General features: G+C 69.1%; 19 protein-coding genes. 5 read left to right on the top strand and 14 right to left on the bottom strand.

Features of this window, described 5'->3' with window-relative positions:
- Positions 1–127 precede the first annotated feature (127 nt).
- On the bottom strand, positions 128–616 hold the full coding sequence (locus QPK27_RS24390) for an acyl-CoA thioesterase (protein WP_290420755.1): 489 nt from the start codon (positions 614–616) through the stop codon (positions 128–130).
- A 175-nt stretch (positions 617–791) separates the two neighbouring features.
- On the opposite strand from QPK27_RS24390, the gene epsC reads away from it, so the two are divergent.
- Positions 792–1,709 (top strand): serine O-acetyltransferase EpsC, encoded by a 918-nt coding sequence (gene epsC, locus QPK27_RS24385; protein WP_290420754.1) that lies wholly within the window; start codon positions 792–794, stop codon positions 1,707–1,709.
- Positions 1,710–1,715: 6 nt separating this feature from the next.
- On the opposite strand, the gene QPK27_RS24380 is transcribed toward epsC, so the two are convergent.
- Genes QPK27_RS24380 through QPK27_RS24345 form a run of 8 tightly spaced genes read right to left on the bottom strand, consistent with a single transcriptional unit; the run spans position 1,716 to position 9,271 of the window.
- On the bottom strand, positions 1,716–2,450 hold the full coding sequence (locus tag QPK27_RS24380) for an ABC transporter ATP-binding protein (protein ID WP_290420753.1): 735 nt from the start codon (positions 2,448–2,450) through the stop codon (positions 1,716–1,718).
- The gene (locus QPK27_RS24375; RefSeq protein ID WP_290420752.1) at positions 2,447–3,271 is read right to left on the bottom strand and encodes an ABC transporter permease; all 825 of its coding nucleotides are present in this window, start codon (positions 3,269–3,271) and stop codon (positions 2,447–2,449) included. Before QPK27_RS24375 ends, QPK27_RS24380 begins: the two co-directional genes overlap by 4 nt.
- 2 nt (positions 3,272–3,273) lie before the next feature.
- On the bottom strand, positions 3,274–4,251 hold the full coding sequence (locus tag QPK27_RS24370; RefSeq protein WP_290420751.1) for an aliphatic sulfonate ABC transporter substrate-binding protein: 978 nt from the start codon (positions 4,249–4,251) through the stop codon (positions 3,274–3,276).
- Between the two features lie 25 nt (positions 4,252–4,276).
- On the bottom strand, positions 4,277–5,662 hold the full coding sequence (locus tag QPK27_RS24365; RefSeq protein WP_290420756.1) for an LLM class flavin-dependent oxidoreductase: 1,386 nt from the start codon (positions 5,660–5,662) through the stop codon (positions 4,277–4,279).
- A complete protein-coding gene (locus QPK27_RS24360) occupies positions 5,662–6,501 on the bottom strand; it encodes a MetQ/NlpA family ABC transporter substrate-binding protein (protein ID WP_290420750.1) in 840 nt (279 codons plus the stop codon). The genes QPK27_RS24365 and QPK27_RS24360 overlap by 1 nt, the downstream gene beginning before the upstream one ends.
- Positions 6,502–6,550: 49 nt before the next feature.
- The gene (locus QPK27_RS24355; protein ID WP_290420749.1) at positions 6,551–7,225 is read right to left on the bottom strand and encodes a methionine ABC transporter permease; all 675 of its coding nucleotides are present in this window, start codon (positions 7,223–7,225) and stop codon (positions 6,551–6,553) included.
- On the bottom strand, positions 7,218–8,027 hold the full coding sequence (locus QPK27_RS24350) for a methionine ABC transporter ATP-binding protein (RefSeq protein WP_290420748.1): 810 nt from the start codon (positions 8,025–8,027) through the stop codon (positions 7,218–7,220). Before QPK27_RS24350 ends, QPK27_RS24355 begins: the two co-directional genes overlap by 8 nt.
- A gap of 11 nt (positions 8,028–8,038) precedes the next feature.
- A complete protein-coding gene (locus QPK27_RS24345) occupies positions 8,039–9,271 on the bottom strand; it encodes an acyl-CoA dehydrogenase family protein (RefSeq protein ID WP_290420747.1) in 1,233 nt (410 codons plus the stop codon).
- A gap of 197 nt (positions 9,272–9,468) precedes the next feature.
- On the opposite strand from QPK27_RS24345, the gene ssuE reads away from it, so the two are divergent.
- From ssuE to QPK27_RS24330, 3 genes are all read left to right on the top strand, one after another.
- Positions 9,469–10,041: an NADPH-dependent FMN reductase gene (ssuE, locus tag QPK27_RS24340; protein ID WP_290420746.1), complete on the top strand. Its 573-nt coding sequence runs from the start codon at positions 9,469–9,471 to the stop codon at positions 10,039–10,041.
- A 72-nt stretch (positions 10,042–10,113) separates the two neighbouring features.
- Complete coding sequence (gene ssuD, locus QPK27_RS24335; protein WP_290420745.1) at positions 10,114–11,265, top strand: FMNH2-dependent alkanesulfonate monooxygenase; 1,152 nt, start codon at positions 10,114–10,116, stop codon at positions 11,263–11,265.
- 39 nt (positions 11,266–11,304) lie between these two features.
- Positions 11,305–12,000 (top strand): alpha/beta fold hydrolase, encoded by a 696-nt coding sequence (locus QPK27_RS24330; protein ID WP_290420744.1) that lies wholly within the window; start codon positions 11,305–11,307, stop codon positions 11,998–12,000.
- Between the two features lie 21 nt (positions 12,001–12,021).
- On the opposite strand, the gene uvsE is transcribed toward QPK27_RS24330, so the two are convergent.
- The 4 genes from uvsE to QPK27_RS24310 form a co-directional block, all read right to left on the bottom strand.
- Positions 12,022–12,921 carry a UV DNA damage repair endonuclease UvsE gene (gene uvsE / locus QPK27_RS24325; protein WP_290420743.1) on the bottom strand — a complete coding sequence of 300 codons (900 nt, stop codon included), beginning with the start codon at positions 12,919–12,921 and terminating at the stop codon, positions 12,022–12,024.
- A 101-nt stretch (positions 12,922–13,022) separates the two neighbouring features.
- On the bottom strand, positions 13,023–13,901 hold the full coding sequence (locus QPK27_RS24320) for a CAP domain-containing protein (protein WP_290420742.1): 879 nt from the start codon (positions 13,899–13,901) through the stop codon (positions 13,023–13,025).
- Positions 13,902–14,152: 251 nt separating this feature from the next.
- Entirely contained in the window at positions 14,153–14,716 is a 564-nt protein-coding gene (locus QPK27_RS24315; protein WP_290420741.1) for a lipocalin family protein, read from the bottom strand.
- A gap of 100 nt (positions 14,717–14,816) precedes the next feature.
- The gene (locus QPK27_RS24310; RefSeq protein ID WP_290420740.1) at positions 14,817–16,667 is read right to left on the bottom strand and encodes a hypothetical protein; all 1,851 of its coding nucleotides are present in this window, start codon (positions 16,665–16,667) and stop codon (positions 14,817–14,819) included.
- Between the two features lie 186 nt (positions 16,668–16,853).
- On the opposite strand from QPK27_RS24310, the gene QPK27_RS24305 reads away from it, so the two are divergent.
- A complete protein-coding gene (locus QPK27_RS24305; RefSeq protein WP_290420739.1) occupies positions 16,854–17,741 on the top strand; it encodes a class I SAM-dependent methyltransferase in 888 nt (295 codons plus the stop codon).
- A gap of 51 nt (positions 17,742–17,792) precedes the next feature.
- Here the strand turns inward: QPK27_RS24305 and QPK27_RS24300 are convergent, their stop codons facing one another.
- Positions 17,793–18,134, bottom strand: coding sequence for a zinc ribbon domain-containing protein YjdM (locus tag QPK27_RS24300; RefSeq protein WP_290420738.1), 342 nt, complete (start codon positions 18,132–18,134; stop codon positions 17,793–17,795).
- Positions 18,135–18,220 lie beyond the last annotated feature (86 nt).

Below are 18,220 nucleotides of genomic sequence, written 5' to 3'. Positions count from 1 at the left end.
TTCAATCCTCTGCTCTACCAACTGAGCTACCAGGCCAAGAGGCCGCCATTATAGCAGCGTTTGCGGCGAATACAATCCGTCCGCGGTGAATCCTTGCAGCGACTCTCGGCCGACTCTCTGCCGATCCTCAGCCCTTGGGCGCGCTGCGCCGCGCATGATCGCGCTGCTCCTGCGCCAGCCGCAGCTCGCGCCGGCCCTTGGCTTCCTCGAAGCGCCGCACCTCGTCCGGCGTCGACGGTTCGAGCGGCGGGATGGCGGCGGGCTTGCGATCGTCGTCCACCGCCACCATGGTGAAGAAACAGCTGTTCACGTGGCGCACGACCTTGCTGCGGATTTCTTCGGCGATCACCTTGATGCCGATCTCCATCGAGCTACGGCCGGTGTAGTTCACCGCCGCCAGGAAGGTCACCAGTTCGCCCACGTGGATCGGCTGGCGGAAGGTGACCTGGTCGACGCTCATCGTCACCACGTAGCGGCCGGCATAGCGGCTGGCGCAGGCGTAGGCGACCTGGTCGAGCAGTTTCAAAATGGTGCCGCCGTGGACATTGCCGGAAAAGTTGGCGGTGTCGGGCGTCATCAGCACGGTCATGCTGAGCTGGTGGGATGGCAGGTTCATGCTTGGCTCGTCAAAAGAAGTCATCGTCAGCGATGATTTCTTTGATCTTGCCTTAGAACGTGCCTCCCGGCAAGGTCAGCCGTCCGACCTGTGCGCTTGCAGGCTGTCAAAATTGGCATATCAACATTCAAATAAATTCGTAGGCATCGACTTTTAGATAGGCTAGGCTCGGCACATGAACAGCGAATTCCCCCATCACGGTGGCTCGGTGCAATGGCACCTCGGGCCCGTCATCGACGCCTTGCGTACCTCGCGCGAAACCACCCATAACATCCGCCACCACGGCCGCGTGCGCGAACTGCCGTCGCGCGAAGCCGTGCGCCAGGTCGTGGACGGCGTGTCCGCGGCCCTGTTTCCGACCCATTACGGACGGCCTGACCTGAACGACGAAAGCATCGACTACTTCGTCGCCGACACCCTCAACGTGGCGCTCGACCGCCTGGCCGAGCAGGTGCGGCGCGCGCTGCGCTTCGGGCCGGAATACGAACAGGCCGAGGACGCCGTGCTGATCGAGCGGGCGCGCGCCGTCACGCGCGAGTTCGCGGCCAGCCTGCCGGCGATCCGCGCGCTGCTGGTGTCGGACGTGCAGGCGGCGCTGGCGGGCGATCCGGCCGCGACCTCGGTGGCCGAGATCATGCTGTGCTATCCGGGCACCATCGCCATCCTGTACCACCGCATCGCGCACTGCCTGCAGCGCCTCGGCGTGCCATTCCTGGCGCGGCTGGCGGCCGACATCGGCCATTCGCTGACCGGCATCGACATCCATCCGGGCGCGCAGATCGGCGCCAGCTTCTTCATCGACCACGGCACCGGCGTGGTGATCGGCGAGACCGCGATCCTGGGCGAGCGCGTGCGCCTGTACCAGGCGGTGACGCTGGGCGCCAAGCGCTTCCCGGTGGACGAGAGCGGGGCGCTGGTGAAAGGCGCGCCGCGCCATCCGATCGTCGAGGACGACGTCGTCATCTACGCCGGCGCCACCATCCTGGGCCGCATCACGGTGGGCGCCGGGTCGACCATCGGCGGCAATGTGTGGCTGACCCAGAGCGTACCGCCGGGGAGCAACGTGTCGCAGGCGCAGATGCGCAATACGTAACAGGCGCTAGAACGCATGCGCCGCGTGCAGGCTGTCCAGGATCGCCGGTTTCAGGGGCGACAAGGCCAGCGCGGCGCGTTCGCGCGGCCATGGCGCGTCGACCGCGAATTCGGCGCGCACCGGTCCCGGCACGCTGTCCATCAGGATCACGCGGTCGCTCAGGTACAGCGCCTCGTCGATGTCGTGCGTGACCAGCAGCACCGTCAAGCCGCGCTGGCGCGCAGCATGTGCCAGCAGATCCTGTAATCGCATGCGGGTGAACGCGTCGACTGCCGAAAACGGCTCGTCCAGCAGCAGCACGCGCGGCTCAAGGTACAGGCCGCGCGCGATCGCTACCCGCTGCGCCTGGCCGCCCGACAGCTGCTTGGGCAGTGCGTCGCCATAGCCCTTCAATCCGACTTCTTCCAGCAGCGCGCTCGCGCGCGCCAGATCGGCCTTGCCGGACGGCGCACCGAACACGATGTTCTGCGCCACGGTCAACCACGGGAATAATCGCGGCGCCTGGAATACCAGCCCGACGTCGGCGCTCGGTCCATGCAGCAGTTGGCGGTCGAGCCGCAGCGCGCCGCGATAAGCCGTGTCCAATCCCGCCACGATCGACAGCAACGTGCTCTTGCCGCAGCCACTGGCGCCGACCAGGCTGACGATGTCCCCCTTGTCCACGCCCAGGCGCAGGCCGCGCAGCACGGCGCGCGTGCCGTGGCGTTTGTCGTCGATGGCGATGTCGAGGAAGGCGCTCATCGTTTATCTCTCTCGGCCAGGCTGTCGCGCCACGCCAGGCTGCGCCGCTCGACGGCCTGCATCGCGCCGTCACTGAGCTTGCCCAACAGCGCGAGCAGCACGATCGCGGCCAGCATGATGTCGGCGCGGCCGGTCTCGCGGCCGTCGGTCAGCAGGTAGCCCAGGCCGCGGCTGGCGGCGATCAGTTCGGCCGCCACCATGAACATCCAGGCCAGACTCAGGCCATTGCGCAGGCCGGTCAGCACCGACGGCATGGCCGCCGGCAGCAGCACCCGGCGCGCCAGCGCCAGCGGCGACAAGCGGTACAGCAGGCCGACTTCGATCAGGCTGCGGTCGACGCCGCGGATGCCCGCCACCACGCCCATGTACACCGGGAAGAAGGCGCCGATCGCGATCAGGATCACCTTCGGCGTTTCGTCGATGCCGAACCACAGCAGCAGCAGCGGCACCCAGGCCAGCGAGGGAATCGCGCGCAGCGCCTGGAAGCTGGGGTCCAGCAGGCGCTCGACGCCGCGGTGCAGCGCCACCGCCGCGCCCAGCGGCAGCGCCAGCAGGGCGCCGATGGCGAAGCCCGCGGCCACACGCAGTGCGCTGGCGCCGACGTGCGTCCACAGGCCGTTATCGAACAGCCAGGACAGCGCTTCCAGCACCGCGCTTGGCGGCGGCAGCAGGTTGGCCGGCACCAGGCCGGCGCGCACGCCGAGCTCCGCGCCGAGCAGGGCCAGCACGGGAACCAAGAGCCCTAGCGGCAGGGCTGCGCTCAGCCGTCGCACCGGGGTGCTCCGATGTGGGACATCGAGGACGATAGTCGGCCGTTCCATGCTCACGCCTTGGTCAGCTGGCGCGCGAAGCTGGTGTCGACCAGGCCGGCGATCGCCTTGCCGAGGTCGGTGCCGGGCCGCACCAGCGCTTCGTCGCGCAGGATCGGCGCGGCCAGCTGCAGTGCGCGCAGGTGTTCGGGGCCAGGCTGGGCGTTGCTGAAGTCCGAGCGCAGCTTGACTTGCAACAGCGCCACCGGCAGCGGCACTTTCGCCTCAGCGGACAGGATCCTGGCCGCCTCGGACGGATTGGCGCGGGTCCAGGCACGCGCCCGTTCATAAGCCTTGAGCACGCGCGCGGTTTCATTGGCGCGGCTGGCCAGGAAGTCTTCGCGCACGTTCAGGAAGCCGTAGGTGTTGAAGCCGACGTTGCGGTATAAAAGGCGCGCGCCGCCTTCGAGTTCGGCCGCCGCCATCAGCGGGTCGAGCCCGGCCCAGGCGTCCACGCGGCCCTGTTCCAGCGCCGCGCGTCCCTCCGCATGCTGCAGGCTGACGTGCTCGATGTCGCTGCGTTTGAGGCCCACCGTGTGCAGCGCGCGCAGCAGGAACAGGTAGGGGTCGGTGCCCTTGGTCGCCGCCACTTTCTTGCCCTTGAGGTCGGCCAGGCTGCGGATAGTCGAATGCTTCGGCACCACCAGCGCGGTCCATTCGGGACGCGAGAACAGGTAGGGCGTGCGGATCGGATTGCCGTTGGCCTTGGCCAGCAGCGCGGCCAGGCCGGCGCTGGAGCCGATGTCGATGCTGTTGGCGTTCAGGTATTCCAGCGCGCGGTTGCTGCCGGCGCTGAACACCCACTTGATGCGGGTGCCGTCGCCCTTGAACGCTTCTTCGAGCCAGCCGAAATGGCGCAGCACCAGGCTGGTGGGCGAGTAGTGGGCGTAGTCCAGGCGCAGTTCTTCCAGCGGCGCGGCGCGCGCGATGGCGGGCAAGGTGGCAAGGGCGGCGCCGCTGGCGGCCAGTTGCAACAGGCTTCTTCGTTTCATGATGCTCCTTGTGGGTAGACTGGATTCAGGCGGCGGCGTCGAGCGGCGCGGCGATATCGACCTGGGCGCCCGGATGCCCCGGCGCCAGGCGCGGTCCGGCGCCGAGCAGCTGTTCGCGCAGGGTGCCGCCGGGGTAGCCCGTGCGGTAACGCCCGCGCCGGATCAGTTCCGGCACCACGTGCTCGACCGCCAGCCGCATGTCTTCGAGCGGCAGCGCGAACGCGAGATTGAAGCCATCGATGCCGGTCTCCTCCAGCCACGCTTCGAGCTGGTCGGCCACCTGGCGCGCGTCGCCGACGATGATCGGGCCGCGTCCACCCAGGCCGATGAATTCGGCCGCTTCGCGTACTGTCCATTCGCGGCCCGGGTCGGCGGCGCTGAGCGAGGCCAGCGCCGAGCGGCCGGCGTCGGTGTCGATGTATTCGATGGTGTCGTCCAGGTGGTGGCGCGCGAAGTCGACGCCGGTCCAGCCGGACAGCAGCGTCAATGCGGCCTGGATATCGACGTGGCGCCGGTAGTCTTCCAGGCGCGCCTGCGCCTCGGCCTCGCTGGCGCCGGTCACGATCAATGCCTGGGCATAGACCAGCAGCGCGTCAGGGTCGCGCCCTTCGGCGCGCGCTGCGGCGCGCACGGCGTCGACATGGCGCCGCACCACGTCCTTGCTCGGGCCGCTGACGAAGGTCGCTTCGGCATGGCGCGCGGCGAAGCGGGCGCCGCGCGGCGAGGCGCCGGCCTGGTACAGGAAGGGCGTGCGCTGCGGCGACGGCTCGCACAAGTGGAAGCCCGGCACGTCGTAGTAGCGGCCGTGGTGGGCGATGCCGTGCACGCGCGCCGGGTCGGTGTAGACGCCGCGCTCCTTGTCGCGCAGGACGGCGCCGTCTTCCCAGCTCTTCTCCCAGAGTTTATAAACCACTTCCATGTATTCGTCGGCCAGGTCGTAGCGCTCGTCGTGCCCGAGCTGACGCTGCAAGCCCAGGTTGCGCGCCGCACTGTCGAGGTAACCGGTGACGATGTTCCAGCCGATGCGGCCACCGCTCAGGTGGTCGAGCGTCGAGATGCGGCGTGCGAAGGTGTAGGGGTGTTCATAGGTAAGGGCGGCGGTGACGCCGATGCCGAGGTGGCGCGTGGCGTGCGCGATCAGCGGCACCAGCGCCAGCGGATCGTTCAGCGGCACCTGCACCGCGTGGCGCAGCGCCGCGTCCGGGCCCTTGCGGTAGACGTCGTACACGCCCAGCACGTCGGCCAGGAAGATGGCGTCGAAGCCGCCGCGCTCGAGCAGTTGCGCCAGCTCGATCCAATAGCTTGGGGTGGTGTAGCGCGCGCTGTCGCTGTGCGGGTGGGTCCACAGGCCGGGCGACTGGTGGCTCGGGGTATTCATCTGGAAGGCGTTGAAGCGGATCGGACGCGCCATCATCTGCCTCCCGCGTTCGCCGATTGCAGCGCCAGCTGGTAGTCGGTCTTGGCGTAATCCGCGAAGTGCTTGTTCGTGACCTCGAGGAAGGCACGCGATTTATAAGCGGCCACGATGGCGCGCGCGAACGGCTTGTCGCGGTCTTGCGTGCGCACCGCCACCAGGTTGGCGTAGGCCGGCGAGATCTTCTCGGTGCGCAGCGCGTCGCGCAGCTTCAGGCCCGAAGCCAATGCATAGTTGCCGTTGACGAAAGCGTAGTCGGCGTCCTGCAATGAACGCGGTAGCTGGGCCGCCTCCAGCGGCAGCAGGCGGATGCCTTTCGGGTTGGCGGCGACGTCGCGTTCCGACGCCTTGATCGGATCGACCCCGGGGCGCAGCTTGATCCAGCCCAGCTGGTCGAGCATGACCAGGGCGCGCGCCTGGTTGGTGGGGTCGTTCGGCAGCGCCACCGTGGAGCCGCTCCTCGCCGCGTCCAGGCTTTTATGGCGGCGGCTGTAGATCGCGATCGGCGCGGTCGGCACCTTGATCAGTTCGGACAGCGCCAGCTTGTTCTGTGCGGCGAAGCGTTCCAGATAGGTGATGTGCTGGAACACGTTGGCGTCGAGCGCGCCTTCGGCCAGCGCGAAGTTGGGCTGAATATAGTCGTTGAATTCGACGATGCGCACCTTGTAGCCCTGTTGTTCCAAGATCGGCTTGATGCCGAGCCGCACCTGGTCGGCGTACGGGCCGGCGCTGGTGCCGATCACGATCTCTTTCGGGGCCTTGGCGGCTGCGCTGCCAGCGGCGCAGACGGCAAGGACAAGCGCACTGGCAAGCAGGGCGCGGCGGGTCGACTGCATGGATGCTTCCTTTCTGGTGAAGGGGTGAAGCACGGGGTGAAGCAAGGCTTCAGCGCTTGTCGAGCCGGCGCGCGATGCGCCCGCCGCCGAACTGGATCAGCTGCACGATGACGACCAGGATCGCCACCGTGATCACCATGACGTCGGTCTCGAAGCGGTAGTAGCCGTAGCGGATCGCCAGGTCGCCGATGCCGCCGCCGCCCACCACGCCGGCCACCGCCGAATAGGATAGGAAGCTGATCGCCAGCACCGTCAGCGCCAGCACCAGGCCGGAGCGGGCTTCGCGCAGCAGCACGCGGGTGACGATCTGCAGGGGCGAGGCGCCCATCGCCTCGGCGGCTTCAATCACGCCGCGCGGCACTTCGCGCAGCTGCTGCTCGACCAGGCGCGCGAAATACGGGATCGCCGCGAACGACAGCGGCACCGCCGCCGCCAGCGGGCCGATCGAGGTGCCGGCGATCACGCGCGTAAACGGCACCAGCGCCACCATCAGGATGATGAAGGGGAAGGAGCGCACGGTGTTGATCAGCCAGCCGAGCAATCGGCCAAGCGGGCGTGCGCGTGCCGATCCATCGGCTTCGCTCAGGAACAGCGCCACACCCAGCGGGCCGCCGACCAGGACGGCGCTGGACAGGCCGATGCCGAGCATCAGCAGGGTCTCGCCGAGCGCGCGCCACAGCTCGGGCGCGAACGTGATCAGTTTCTCGAACGGCGATTCAGGCATGCTGGGCTCCCCGCAGGCTTTCGGCCCAGGCTTCGGTGCCGTAATACGCCAGTTCGCGGCCCAGCGCGGTCTGGCGCGCCACGCTGTGATCGGTGATGCCGAATACTTCGGCGATGCGCCCGTCCTCGACCACGGCGGCGCGCGTGCACAGGCTGCCCAGCGCCTGCAGCTCGTGGCTGACGATGACGATGGTCACGCCGAGGCGCGCGTTGATGTCGCGCAGCGTGTCGAGCAGGCTGCGGGTGGTGTCCGGGTCGAGCGCCGACGTCGGCTCGTCGCACAGCAGCACCGCCGGGTAGCCGGCCAGGGCGCGCGCGATCGCCACGCGCTGCTTCTGGCCACCCGACAGGCGCGCCGGATAGCTGCCTGCCTTGTCCTGCAGGCCGACCAGCTCCAGGCATTCGGCCACCCGTGCCTTGAGGTGGGGCGCGTTCATGGCGCCGTGGATGCGCAGCGGGAAGGCGACGTTCTCGAATACGGTGGCGTTGGCCAGCAGGTTGAAGTGCTGGTAGATCATGCCGATCTGGCGCCGCGCCTCGCGCAGGCCGCGCGGGGTGAGGCTGGTGAGCTCCTGGCCGGCCACCGTGACGCGGCCGCTGTCGGGACGCTCGAGCAGGTTCATCATGCGCAGCAGGGTCGACTTGCCGGCCCCGCTGCGGCCGGCCACGCCGAAGATCTCGCCGGGCAGGATGTCGAGCGAGACGTCGCGCACGGCGTCGAAGCGTCCGCCACCGGGCAGCGCAAACGACTTGCTGGCGCGCTCGATGCCGATCAGGGGCGGCTGGTTGGGCGTGATGGTCATGCATGTCTCCTTCACGAGTACGGCGTCGGATCGGGCGCGCGGCCGGAGATCGCGTAGCGCCCGAGGTCGCGCAGCTTGTAGTCGACCGGGTCATGCAGCGTGTGCACGCGCGCGTTGCGCCAGAAGCGGTCGAAGCCGAAGCGCGCCGAGGTTGCGCGCGCGCCCAGCAGCTCGAACATCTGGCTCGAAATCTCGAGCGCGGCGCGGTGCGCCAGCACCTTGGCTTCGGCCACCGCCAGCGCCACGTCGCCGCGCTCGCGCGCGGTCACCGCGTCGCCCTTGCCGAAGGCGGCGTCCAGCTGCTCTGCCGCCAGGTCGGCCAGCACCTCGGCCGGGCGCAGCATCAGCCACAGCTGGCCGTAACGGTGCTGGGTGAAGGGATCGTCGCCCGCCTGGTCGACGCCGGACGCAAACCAGGGGCGCGCCTGTTCGCGCGTGTAGTCGCGCGCGGCGGCGAAGGCGCCCTGGGCGATGCCGAGGTACAGGTTGGTCATCACCAGCTGCGCCACCTGCGAGCGCAAGGTCGAGCGCGCGCTGGGCGCCTGGCCCGGCGCCTGCAGCACCAGCGCGCCGGGCAGGTAGACGCCGTCGAAATGGACGTTGCCGCTGTCGGTCTGGCGCTGGCCGAAGGCGTCCCAGTCGGCTTCCACCCGCACGCCCGGCTGGCTGGCAGGCAGCACGGCGATCAGGGCCGCATTGGCCTGCTGGTCCCAGGCCGATACCGTCAGCCAGTCGGCACCGACCGATCCGGACGAGAAGCTTTTTACGCCGTCGAGCGTATAGCCGGCATTGGAGGCGGTGGCGCGGGTGCGCTTGTCGAGCGGGTTGAGGGCGTTGCCCCAGAACAGACCCTGGCGCACGGTAGCGCTGAGCAGATGGCGCTGCTGGAGTTCGGTGCCGTACAGCGCGATGCCGGCCAGCTGCAGGTGGTGGAAGCCGAACAGGTGGGCCAGCGCGCTGTCGGCCTGCGCCAGCCGGCGCACCACGGCGTACACGGTGGCCCAGTCGGCGCCCTGGCCGCCGAACTCGCGCGGAATCGACAGCGTCAGCAGGCCTGAATCGCGGATCAGCTGACGCTCGTGTGCGGCGTGACCGCCCAGGCGGTCGCGTTCGACGGCGCTGGCGGCGAGTTGCTCGGCCAGCGCGGCGGCGACGGCCAGCGGGTCGGGTGGGTCGCTGGCGACGGCGAGCGCCGGTGCTTCGCTGGCGGCCGCTTCGGGTTGCAGGTGCAGGATGGAAGACATGGGACGCATGGTGCCGATGTTGAATGAAGCGCCATCTTGCATCGCGCTCCGGCGTCGCGTGAACGAAGAATTCCGGCCGTCGATATGCGCGAAAAGTTAAAACGGCAAACGCATAACGATGAGCGAAAGCATTCGTTGAGCTGCGGCCGGACGCGCTCTACGCTGTGCCGATTCGTTGTCGAAACCGAAAGCACATCATGACCGTATTACTGCTGGGCGGCAGCCCGTCCCCCCAATCGTCCTGCAGCCGCCTGCTGCAGCACATCGGCGACAAGCTCGCCGTGCACGGCTGCCGCACCGCGCGCCTGGAAGTGCGCGAGCTGCCGGGGCCGGCCCTGCTGCGGATGGATGCGAACGACCCGGAGCTGGCGCGCGCGCTGGCCCAGGTGGCGGCGGCCGAGGCGGTGGTGGTGGCCACGCCGATCTACAAGGCGGCCTACACCGGCATGCTCAAGCTGTTCCTCGACCTGCTGCCGCAGGACGGCCTGCAGGGCAAGGCGGTGCTGCCGCTGGCCACCGGCGGCAGCCAGTCGCACCTGCTGGCGCTCGACTACGCGCTGCGTCCGGTGCTGGCCTCGATGTCGGCGCGCTTCATCCTGCCCAGCATCTACGCCACCTCGGAGCAGCTGGCGTGGGACAGCGAACGCGGCACCCGGCTGGCGGCGCCGATCGCCGAACGCGTGGCGCAGGGCGTCGACCAGCTGGTGGCCGACCTGGCGCTGCGCGCCTCGATCGCCGGCACTGCGGCCGCCTGGCAGGTGGCGGCCTGACGCCGCCTTCACCGTCATCGCATTCCGGCGGCGCCCGCGCGGCGCCGCCCTCCATCATCATTAGGAAATCCCATGTCCACTCCCGACGTCTTCTGGTTCATCCCCACCCACGGCGACAGCCGCTACCTCGGCACCACCAAGGGCGCGCGCGCGGTCGATGCCGACTACCTGCAGCAGATCGCGGTGGCGGCCGACACGCTCGGCTACGACGGCGTGCTGCTGCCCACCGGGCGCTCGTGCGAGGACGCCTGGATCGTCGCGTCTTCCCTGATCAACGCCACCAAAAAGCTCAAGTTCCTGGTCGCGATCCGGCCCGGCCTGTCGACGCCGGGGCTGGCGGTGCGCATGGCCTCCACGTTCGATCGCCTGTCCAACGGACGGCTCCTGATCAACGTGGTCACCGGCGGCGACCAGGGCGAGCTGGAAGCCGACGGCCTGTACGCCGACCACGCCAGGCGCTACGAGATCTCGGACGAATTCTTCCGCGTCTGGCGCGCCAGCATAGCGGGCGAGGGCGGCGCGGCCGGCTTCGACTTCGACGGCAAGCATATCCAGGTCAAGGGCGCGCGCACGCTGTATCCGCCGCTGCAGAAACCGTATCCGCCGCTGTACTTCGGCGGCTCGTCGGAACCGGCGCACGCACTGGCGGCCGAGCAGATGGACGTCTACCTGACCTGGGGCGAGCCGCCGGCGGCGGTGGCCGAGAAGCTGGCCGACATCCGCCGCCGCGCGGCGAAGCACGGACGCACGCTGCGCTTCGGCATCCGCCTGCACGTGATCGTGCGCGAGACCAACGAGGAAGCGTGGCGTGCGGCGGACGAGTTGATCAGCCACCTGGACGACGAGACCATCGCCAAGGCCCAGGCGGCGTTCGCCAAGATGGATTCGGTCGGCCAGCGCCGCATGGCCGAGCTGCATGGCGGCCGGCGCGACCGGCTGGAGGTCTCGCCCAATCTGTGGGCCGGCGTCGGACTGGTGCGCGGCGGGGCAGGGACCGCGCTGGTGGGCGACCCGGAGACGGTGGCGGCGCGCATGCGCGAGTATGCCGAGCTGGGGATCGAGACCTTCATCCTGTCCGGCTATCCGCACCTGGAGGAATCGTACCGCTTCGCCGAGCTGGTGTTCCCGCTGCTGGGCAAGGGCAAGGTGGCGGGCGAACAGTCGATCACCGGGCCGTTCGGCGAGATGATGGCGAGCGACATCCTGCCCAAGAAGGCTGCCTGACCCTGAGCGTCATCGTGGTGCCTTTGCTATGATGGCGCGATGGCACTCCTCCTGGTTCCCGGCTACATGCTTGATGACACGCTGTGGGACGACATGCGCGAACGGCTGGCCCCCTTCGGGCCGCTGACGCATGCCGACCTGCGGCACGATTCCACGCTCGAAGCGATGGCGCGCCGCGCCCTGGCCTCGGCGCCTCCTTCCTTTACCCTGATCGGCTTTTCGATGGGTGGCTACGTGGCGCGCGAGATCGTGCGCCAGGCGCCCGAGCGGGTGCGCGCGCTGGTCTTGATCGCCACCTCGACCCGTCCCGATTCGCCGGCGCTACGCCAGAGCAAGGGCTCGGTGGCGAAGGCGGCGCCGTCGGTGTCGTTCTCGGGATTGAGCCGCATCGCGATCGCCAGTTCGCTGCATCCACGCGAGCGCGACAATGCTGCGCTGATCGAGCGCGTGCGCATGATGGGTGTGCGGTTAGGGGGCGAAGCGTTCCGGCGCCAGTCGATGCTCGAGCGGCCGGGGGATCTGCATTTGCTGGACCGGATTCGTTGTCCGACGCTGGTGGTGGCGGCCGGCCACGATCGCTTGCGCAGCCTGGAAGAGTCACAGGAGCTGCATGCGGGGATTGCGGGCTCCGAATTCGCCGCGATCGAAGACAGTGGCCACATGATTCCGATCGAGGCGCCGCAGGCGCTGCTGGACGTGATCGTGCCCTGGCTGGAACCCGTCACGCGCGTGTGACCACCAGGGACATGGTCGACGCTACGCCGGCACTTGCGCCGCCGGCACGCACCAATTCGCCAACCCGCGAATCGCTTCTTCCTTGAGCTTGGCCTCGATCTCGATCCACGGCGCATCCAGGTACGACGACGGCATGGTCGCGATCAGGTCCGAGTGCTGGCGATCGTTGAAGCTCTCGCGCCCATTCGAGATGTGCACCACCTGTTCCTCCGGGTTGGGCCAGGTGGCGCGCGCCTTGGCCAGCATTTCGGCCACGCTCGGGTGATCGTAGCTGTCCAGCTTTTCGTGCACGATGTGGTGGTGGGCGTCGAACACCATCGGCACCCCGGCGCGCACGCACACCGCGTGGATCTCTTCGGCGCTGTAGGCGTATTCGTCGTTCTCCAGGCACAGGCGCAGGCGGATCGCGTCCGGCAGCGCCTTGATGCGCTCGACCAGCGCGTCTTCGCGGCCGGCCTTGCCGCCGTGGATTTCCAGCAATGCCCACGGCGAGCGCGGCTGGTCCAGCAAGTCCATGATGTCGGCGTGCATCTGCAGGATCTTGATGCTGTTGGCGACCACGCCCTCGGAATCGGAACTGAGCACCACGAACTGGTCGGGGTGCATCACCAGGCGGATGCCGCGCTCGGTGGCGCGCCGTCCCGAGCGGCCCAGCGTCTGTTCGAACTGCCGCAGCACCTCCAGGCCGAACGGCTCGTCCGAGAACGGGAAGATCGACGACGGCAAACGGTACAGCGAAATTCCTTCGCGCTCGCAATAACGCAAGGCATTGTCCAGGGTTTGCATGTTGTCGCGATAGATGTCTTCCAGCAGGCGGCGCTGGCCGTCTTCGGAATGTTCGAGCAGGCGCTTGCGCGTGAGGGCGCGGTAGCGGACGTCCCTGGACGTGGTGATACAGACGAGGCCGAGTCGTGGTTGCATGGTGATTGTTCCGCGTTACTGTTGGTCCCAGTCTAGCCCAAGCAGTTTTTTGCAGAGGCACGGAAGGCGCGCCCGGGCGTGGCGAGCGACCGGCGCGCTGCTTAGCGCGGGGCGCCGAAGGCTTGCGTCCAGTAGATGATCCCGGTCCGGCGCTCGGGCGTCACGCCGTAGGCGGCGCCCATCTCGGTGAAGCCGCCGTTCATGATGTTGGCGCAGTGGCCGGGGCTGTCGAGCCAGCCGGCGACGGCCTCCTCGGGCGTGCGCTGGCCGAAAGCGATGTTCTCGCCGATGCGGCGCCAGCCGTAGCCGGCGCGCGTGGCGCGTTGGGCCACCTGGCTGCCGTCCTTGGCACGGTGGCTGAAGTAGCGGCGCGTGGCCATGTCGCGGCTGTGCGCCAGCGCGGCGTTGCCGAGCGCATCGTTCCAGCGCAGCGGCGCGACCGCCGGATAGGCCTGGTCGCCGCACATGCGCGCACCGGCACGCGCCGCGTTCACCTGTGCCAGGATCAGCCGGCCGGCGTCGCGCCAGTCGGGGTAGGTGGCCGATGGTAGCGGCGCTGCGGGGCGGGCCAGCACGACGGTCCAGGTCGCGCCATCGCGCTGGCTGCCGACCGCCGAAAAGCGCGGGTTCAACAAGGCGGCGCAATATTTTTGCTGGAGCACGTCCATTGCCGCCCTGGCATTGTCGGGGCCGGTGACGTAGACCGCCTGCGCGCTGTCGACCGGATAGCCTGCTGCTTCCAGCGCCGGCTCGAGGAAGGTGCCGGCGCCGATGCGCAGCTGGGCCAGCGCCGGATGGACGTTGAGCAGAGCGGCCGGCGGGGCCGGCTGGCCGTTGCAGGCGCCGGGATTGGCGCGGTAGGCGTTGATCAACGGCGCCAGCGGGTCGGCGGCCCCGGCGGACTGCGGCGGCTGGGCGCGCGCGGACGGCGTCAGCAGCAGGCTAGTCGCGCAGGCGGCACACGTTGCCGTAGCGCGCAACGACGCTGCAAATGGTCGTGCACGAGACGCGGTTGAGATGGACGGGCAAGGCATGGATGTCATCGGCAGGCAGTGGATCAGCGCCGCCACACGGGCGGGGCGACGCAATGATGTTCGGAAAGCAAAACTCCGAGCTGGGGGAGCGGCGCTGCTGTTACCGCTGTCGCTGAAGATGGGGACGGCTGGGGCGATTTCCAGCCTTTACCGGTTCACCGTGGAGGCAGTGTGGCAGGAACCGCGCTCCGGCCAGTTTATTGCGCTGCTTGTGTCTGCGGCGTGCGCACCAGCTTCGAGACGTCCAGTCCCTGGCTGCTCAGGCGCGCCAGCAGTGCCTCGTAGGCGGCCGGGTCGACCTGTCTGGTGCGCGACAGGATCCACAGGAATTCGCGCTTGGGTTCGCTCACGGCCGAAAGCTGGTATTGCTCGTCGAGGTCGATCACCCAGTAGTCGCCCCACACCATCGGGATAAAGGAGAGAATGGCCGGGGCGAAGCGCACCTTCAGCCTGGGCGAGGTGGCCGCGCCGAGCTGGCGTGCCACGCCCTCGGCCGCGTCGGTCTTGCCGTCGGCGGTGCGACAGCGATTGACCACGTCGACCCGGCCGTCGTCGCGCAGGGTATAGCTGGCGCTGGTGTCGCCCACGCATTTTTTCTGGAAGTCATTCGGGAACTTCGCGATCTCGTACCAGGTGCCCATGTAGCGTGACACCGACAGCGACGCGATCGGCTGCAGCGGCCTGGCGGCGTCGAAGGCCAGCGCGGGTCCGCAGCACAGGCCGGCCAGGAGCAGGGCGGCGGACAGGGACTTGGCGGTCATGGGAACCTCGTTGGCAATGGCGGGGTTCCAAGCTTAGCGGGTACGGCCTTGCTCTGTCGCATGGATCGCGCGGCAAGGAGCGCGGCGCGACCGCCGCCCTCTACAGCGACGACAGTGCCGGCCCGCCGGGCTTGCCGAGCCAGGTGCCGGCAAATTGTTTCTGCGCCGCGCCCAGCGCAGCCTTGTCGCCACGGACGCGATAGACCTCCATCAGGCCGCGCAGCGCCCAGCCGTTGCTCGGCGTGCGCGCCAGCGAGTCCCGGAACACTTTCTCGGCCGCATCAACCTGGCCGCTGCGCAGCAGGGCGACGCCGAGCGACTGGCGCACCGGGTAGTACCAGTAGGGCGGCTCCATATAGGGCAGGGCGTCCTGCACCGCGATCGCTTCGCGGTAGGCGGCGATCGCGCCGCGCAGGTCGCCCTGGGCGTCGGCCAGGCGGGCCCGCGCCACCGCGCCTGCGGTGCGCACGATCTCGGGGCCGGGGATGTTCCAGTCGGTCACGGCCTTGAAGTCGGCGGTCTTCTCGATGCGCGCCAGCGCCGCGATCTCGCGCCTGGCGGCGTCCGGCATGTTCTTGCGCGCGTAGCCGACCGCGCGTGCGTAATGCCACATCGCCTGCACCAGTACGAAGTCCGGGCCCGGGTCGGGCAGGGCGAGCAGCGTGTCGGGCCCGCTGAACTGGACGTGTGCGAAGTAGGGCGCCGACTTGACCGGCTGCAGCGCGCCGATCGCACCCAGCAATTCGGGCGTGATTACCTTGTCGAGCTTGGCTGCGGCGTCGAGCGTGAGGGGGCCGTCGCCGCCCATCAGCGCCGACACCATCACGAAGTGGATGTTGTGCGGATAGTAGGCCCCGCGGTAGACCGGGTCGCTGGCGGCGTTGGCGAAGTAGCGTTCGTCGGTGGCCACGGCCTCGACGTTGGCGCGCAGCGCCTCACGGTAACGGCCAAGCCGGTAGTAGATGTGCGACGGCATGTGCACGATGTGGCCGGCGCCCGGGATCTGCTGCGCCAGCACGCGCGCCGCCGGCAGCGCCTTGTCGGGCTGGGCCGAGGCCTCCATCGCGTGGATATAGTAGTGGGCGGCGCCCGGATGGGTGGGATTGCGCGCCAGCACCCGTTCGAGCGCGGCGATCATCTCGGGCCGCCTGGGTTTGGCGCCGCCCGCGGTCCAGTAGTCCCATGGCGCCAGGTCCATCAGCGACTCGGCATACAGCACCTGCAGCGTGTCGTGGGTGGGGAAGGCGCGCGCCGCCTCGGCCATGGCGTCGGCGTAGGCCTGGTCGAGCGCGGCGCGCTCGGCCTTGGGATCGGCGCTGTAGCGGCGCGCCACGGCGCGGATCACGGCCTGCTCTTCGGGCCGGGCGCGCGGCGCCAGGCGCTGCGCTTCGGCGGCGGCGGCCACGGCCGGAGCGACCGCCTCGGGGAACATCGGTGCGTTGATGTTCGGGCCCAGCACCAGCGCTTCGCCCCAGAAGCACATGGCGCAGGACGGATCGAGGTCTTGCGCCGCGCGGAAGGCGCGCGCCGCTTCGGCATGGTTGAAGGCGAAGGTCAGGCGCAGCCCCTGGTCGAAATAGGCTTGCGCCCGTGGATTGCGGGTGGTGATGGGGATGTGCAGCGTGCCGAGGTTGTCGTACAGCGGCGGCGGCGCAGCGCGGCCCGGCCTGGTGGCGGGCGTGGCCGGCGCCTGCCCCGGCGTGAAGGGACGGGTCTCGGCCTGGGCCAGCACCAGATGGCCCAACAGCGGCGGCGCGCCGGGTCGGTTTGAAGTGCAGACGGCGCCGGCGAACAGGGGATCGAAGCTGGACGTCGCCGTGCCGCGCCAGGCCCATGGCGCGGGCATGGCGGTCGGCGCCGCGGCGGACAGGACGCCGGCAACGGTGGCGACAAGTGCTGCGACCAGTGCCGCGACAAGTATCGTGAAGCGAATCGCGAGGCGCGTTTTCATGATTCCTCCCCCAGGCGGCGCGATCGTGGGCGCACCCTGCCTGCGTTTGTAGTTGGAGCCGCAGCGGGCGGAGGGGTTCTGGTATTTGGATTGAGCCGTCGCAAGCGGCTACGCCGAATGGCGGTGGGGGCCGATGGTCTTAACGTTAATGAGATGCGCAAGGCAGTCGTCACCAGGAGGAGAATCATGAGCCAGCCAGTCCAACCCACGCCCGGGCCGCAGCCGGGACGCGATGCCGCCACGCCCGGCGCCGGCCCCGACCTGGCCGCAATCAAGGCGCGCCAGCAGGCCACCTGGGCCAGCGGCGATTTCGCCGTGGTCGGCGTCACCCTGCAGATCGTCGGCGAGAACCTGGCCGAGGCGGCCGACGTGCGCGCCGGCGAGCGCGTGCTCGACGTCGCCGCCGGCAACGGCAACGCCACCCTGGCCGCGGCGCGCCGCTTCGCCAAGGTGGTCTCGACCGACTACGTGCCGTCGCTGCTCGAGAAGGGACGGGCGCGCGCCGCCGCCGAAGGGCTGGCGGTCGACTTCCGCGAGGCCGACGCCGAGGCGCTGCCGTTCGCCGACGCCAGCTTCGACGTGGCGCTGTCCACCTTCGGGGCCATGTTCGCGCCCGACCATGCGCGCGCGGCGGCCGAGATGCGGCGCGTGGTGCGGCCCGGCGGGCGCATCGGCATGGCGAACTGGACGCCGGACGGGCTGATCGGGCAGCTGTTCCGGATCGTGGGCCGCCACATGCCGCCGCCGGCCGGGCTGGCGCCGCCGGTATTGTGGGGTGTCGAGGATCACCTGCGCCAGCTGTTCGGCGCCGACATGGCGCACGCCCGCATCGAACGCAGGATGTTCAATTTCCGCTACGCGTCGAGCGCGCACTGGCTGCAGGTGTTCCGGGATTACTACGGGCCGCTGAACAAGGCCTTCGCTACCCTCGATCCGGGCACGGGCGATGCGCTGGCGCGCGATTTGCTGGCCCTGGTCGAGCAGTTCAATACGGCGGGATCGGGTTCGCTGGTTGCGCCGGCCGAGTACCTGGAGGTGGTGCTGACCAGGGAAGAGGCGGGCACGCCGCATTGAGCGCACCGGGCTGCTGCAGCGGCACGGCGCCGCTGCAACAAGCGTCAGGTATTACGCCTTGCGCACGAATTCGGTCTTCAGGCTCATCGCGCCGAAGCCGTCGATCTTGCAGTCGATGTCGTGGTCGGCATCGACCAGGCGGATGTTCTTGACCTTGGTGCCCTGCTTGATCACGCCGCCCGAGCCTTTCGGCTTCAGGTCCTTGATCACGGTGACGGTATCGCCGTCTTGCAGGATATTGCCGGAAGCATCCTTGTAGACCCGCACGCTGTCGGTCGCGGCAGCGGCCTGGACCGGCCATTCGTGCGCGCATTCCGGGCACACGTACTGGCCGGCGCCGTCTTCATAGGTGTAGGCCGATTGACACTGGGGGCAGGAAGGAAGAGTTTGCATGGGCGCCTTGGAATGCAAAAACGCCACCCGGAGGTGGCGTTTTCGTGAATCTTGGTGGCCCGGGGCGGAATCGAACCACCGACACA

This window comes from Massilia sp. YIM B02443 (assembly GCF_030411955.1).
In the GTDB taxonomy this organism is placed as follows: domain Bacteria; phylum Pseudomonadota; class Gammaproteobacteria; order Burkholderiales; family Burkholderiaceae_D; genus Telluria.
Note: the sequence above shows the minus strand (reverse complement) of the source record. Positions and strands in the feature narration are given on the sequence as shown.

What these genes read in the sequence shown, in the direction of transcription:
- QPK27_RS24390 (WP_290420755.1), bottom strand. Translation starts at nt 616, where the DNA reads ATGAACCTGCCATCCCACCAGCTCAGCATGACCGTGCTGATGACGCCC.
- epsC (WP_290420754.1), top strand. Translation starts at nt 792, where the DNA reads ATGAACAGCGAATTCCCCCATCACGGTGGCTCGGTGCAATGGCACCTC.
- QPK27_RS24380 (WP_290420753.1), bottom strand. Translation starts at nt 2,450, where the DNA reads ATGAGCGCCTTCCTCGACATCGCCATCGACGACAAACGCCACGGCACG.
- QPK27_RS24375 (WP_290420752.1), bottom strand. Translation starts at nt 3,271, where the DNA reads ATGGAACGGCCGACTATCGTCCTCGATGTCCCACATCGGAGCACCCCG.
- QPK27_RS24370 (WP_290420751.1), bottom strand. Translation starts at nt 4,251, where the DNA reads ATGAAACGAAGAAGCCTGTTGCAACTGGCCGCCAGCGGCGCCGCCCTT.
- QPK27_RS24365 (WP_290420756.1), bottom strand. Translation starts at nt 5,662, where the DNA reads ATGGCGCGTCCGATCCGCTTCAACGCCTTCCAGATGAATACCCCGAGC.
- QPK27_RS24360 (WP_290420750.1), bottom strand. Translation starts at nt 6,501, where the DNA reads ATGCAGTCGACCCGCCGCGCCCTGCTTGCCAGTGCGCTTGTCCTTGCC.
- QPK27_RS24355 (WP_290420749.1), bottom strand. Translation starts at nt 7,225, where the DNA reads ATGCCTGAATCGCCGTTCGAGAAACTGATCACGTTCGCGCCCGAGCTG.
- QPK27_RS24350 (WP_290420748.1), bottom strand. Translation starts at nt 8,027, where the DNA reads ATGACCATCACGCCCAACCAGCCGCCCCTGATCGGCATCGAGCGCGCC.
- QPK27_RS24345 (WP_290420747.1), bottom strand. Translation starts at nt 9,271, where the DNA reads ATGTCTTCCATCCTGCACCTGCAACCCGAAGCGGCCGCCAGCGAAGCA.
- ssuE (WP_290420746.1), top strand. Translation starts at nt 9,469, where the DNA reads ATGACCGTATTACTGCTGGGCGGCAGCCCGTCCCCCCAATCGTCCTGC.
- ssuD (WP_290420745.1), top strand. Translation starts at nt 10,114, where the DNA reads ATGTCCACTCCCGACGTCTTCTGGTTCATCCCCACCCACGGCGACAGC.
- QPK27_RS24330 (WP_290420744.1), top strand. Translation starts at nt 11,305, where the DNA reads ATGGCACTCCTCCTGGTTCCCGGCTACATGCTTGATGACACGCTGTGG.
- uvsE (WP_290420743.1), bottom strand. Translation starts at nt 12,921, where the DNA reads ATGCAACCACGACTCGGCCTCGTCTGTATCACCACGTCCAGGGACGTC.
- QPK27_RS24315 (WP_290420741.1), bottom strand. Translation starts at nt 14,716, where the DNA reads ATGACCGCCAAGTCCCTGTCCGCCGCCCTGCTCCTGGCCGGCCTGTGC.
- QPK27_RS24310 (WP_290420740.1), bottom strand. Translation starts at nt 16,667, where the DNA reads ATGAAAACGCGCCTCGCGATTCGCTTCACGATACTTGTCGCGGCACTG.
- QPK27_RS24305 (WP_290420739.1), top strand. Translation starts at nt 16,854, where the DNA reads ATGAGCCAGCCAGTCCAACCCACGCCCGGGCCGCAGCCGGGACGCGAT.
- QPK27_RS24300 (WP_290420738.1), bottom strand. Translation starts at nt 18,134, where the DNA reads ATGCAAACTCTTCCTTCCTGCCCCCAGTGTCAATCGGCCTACACCTAT.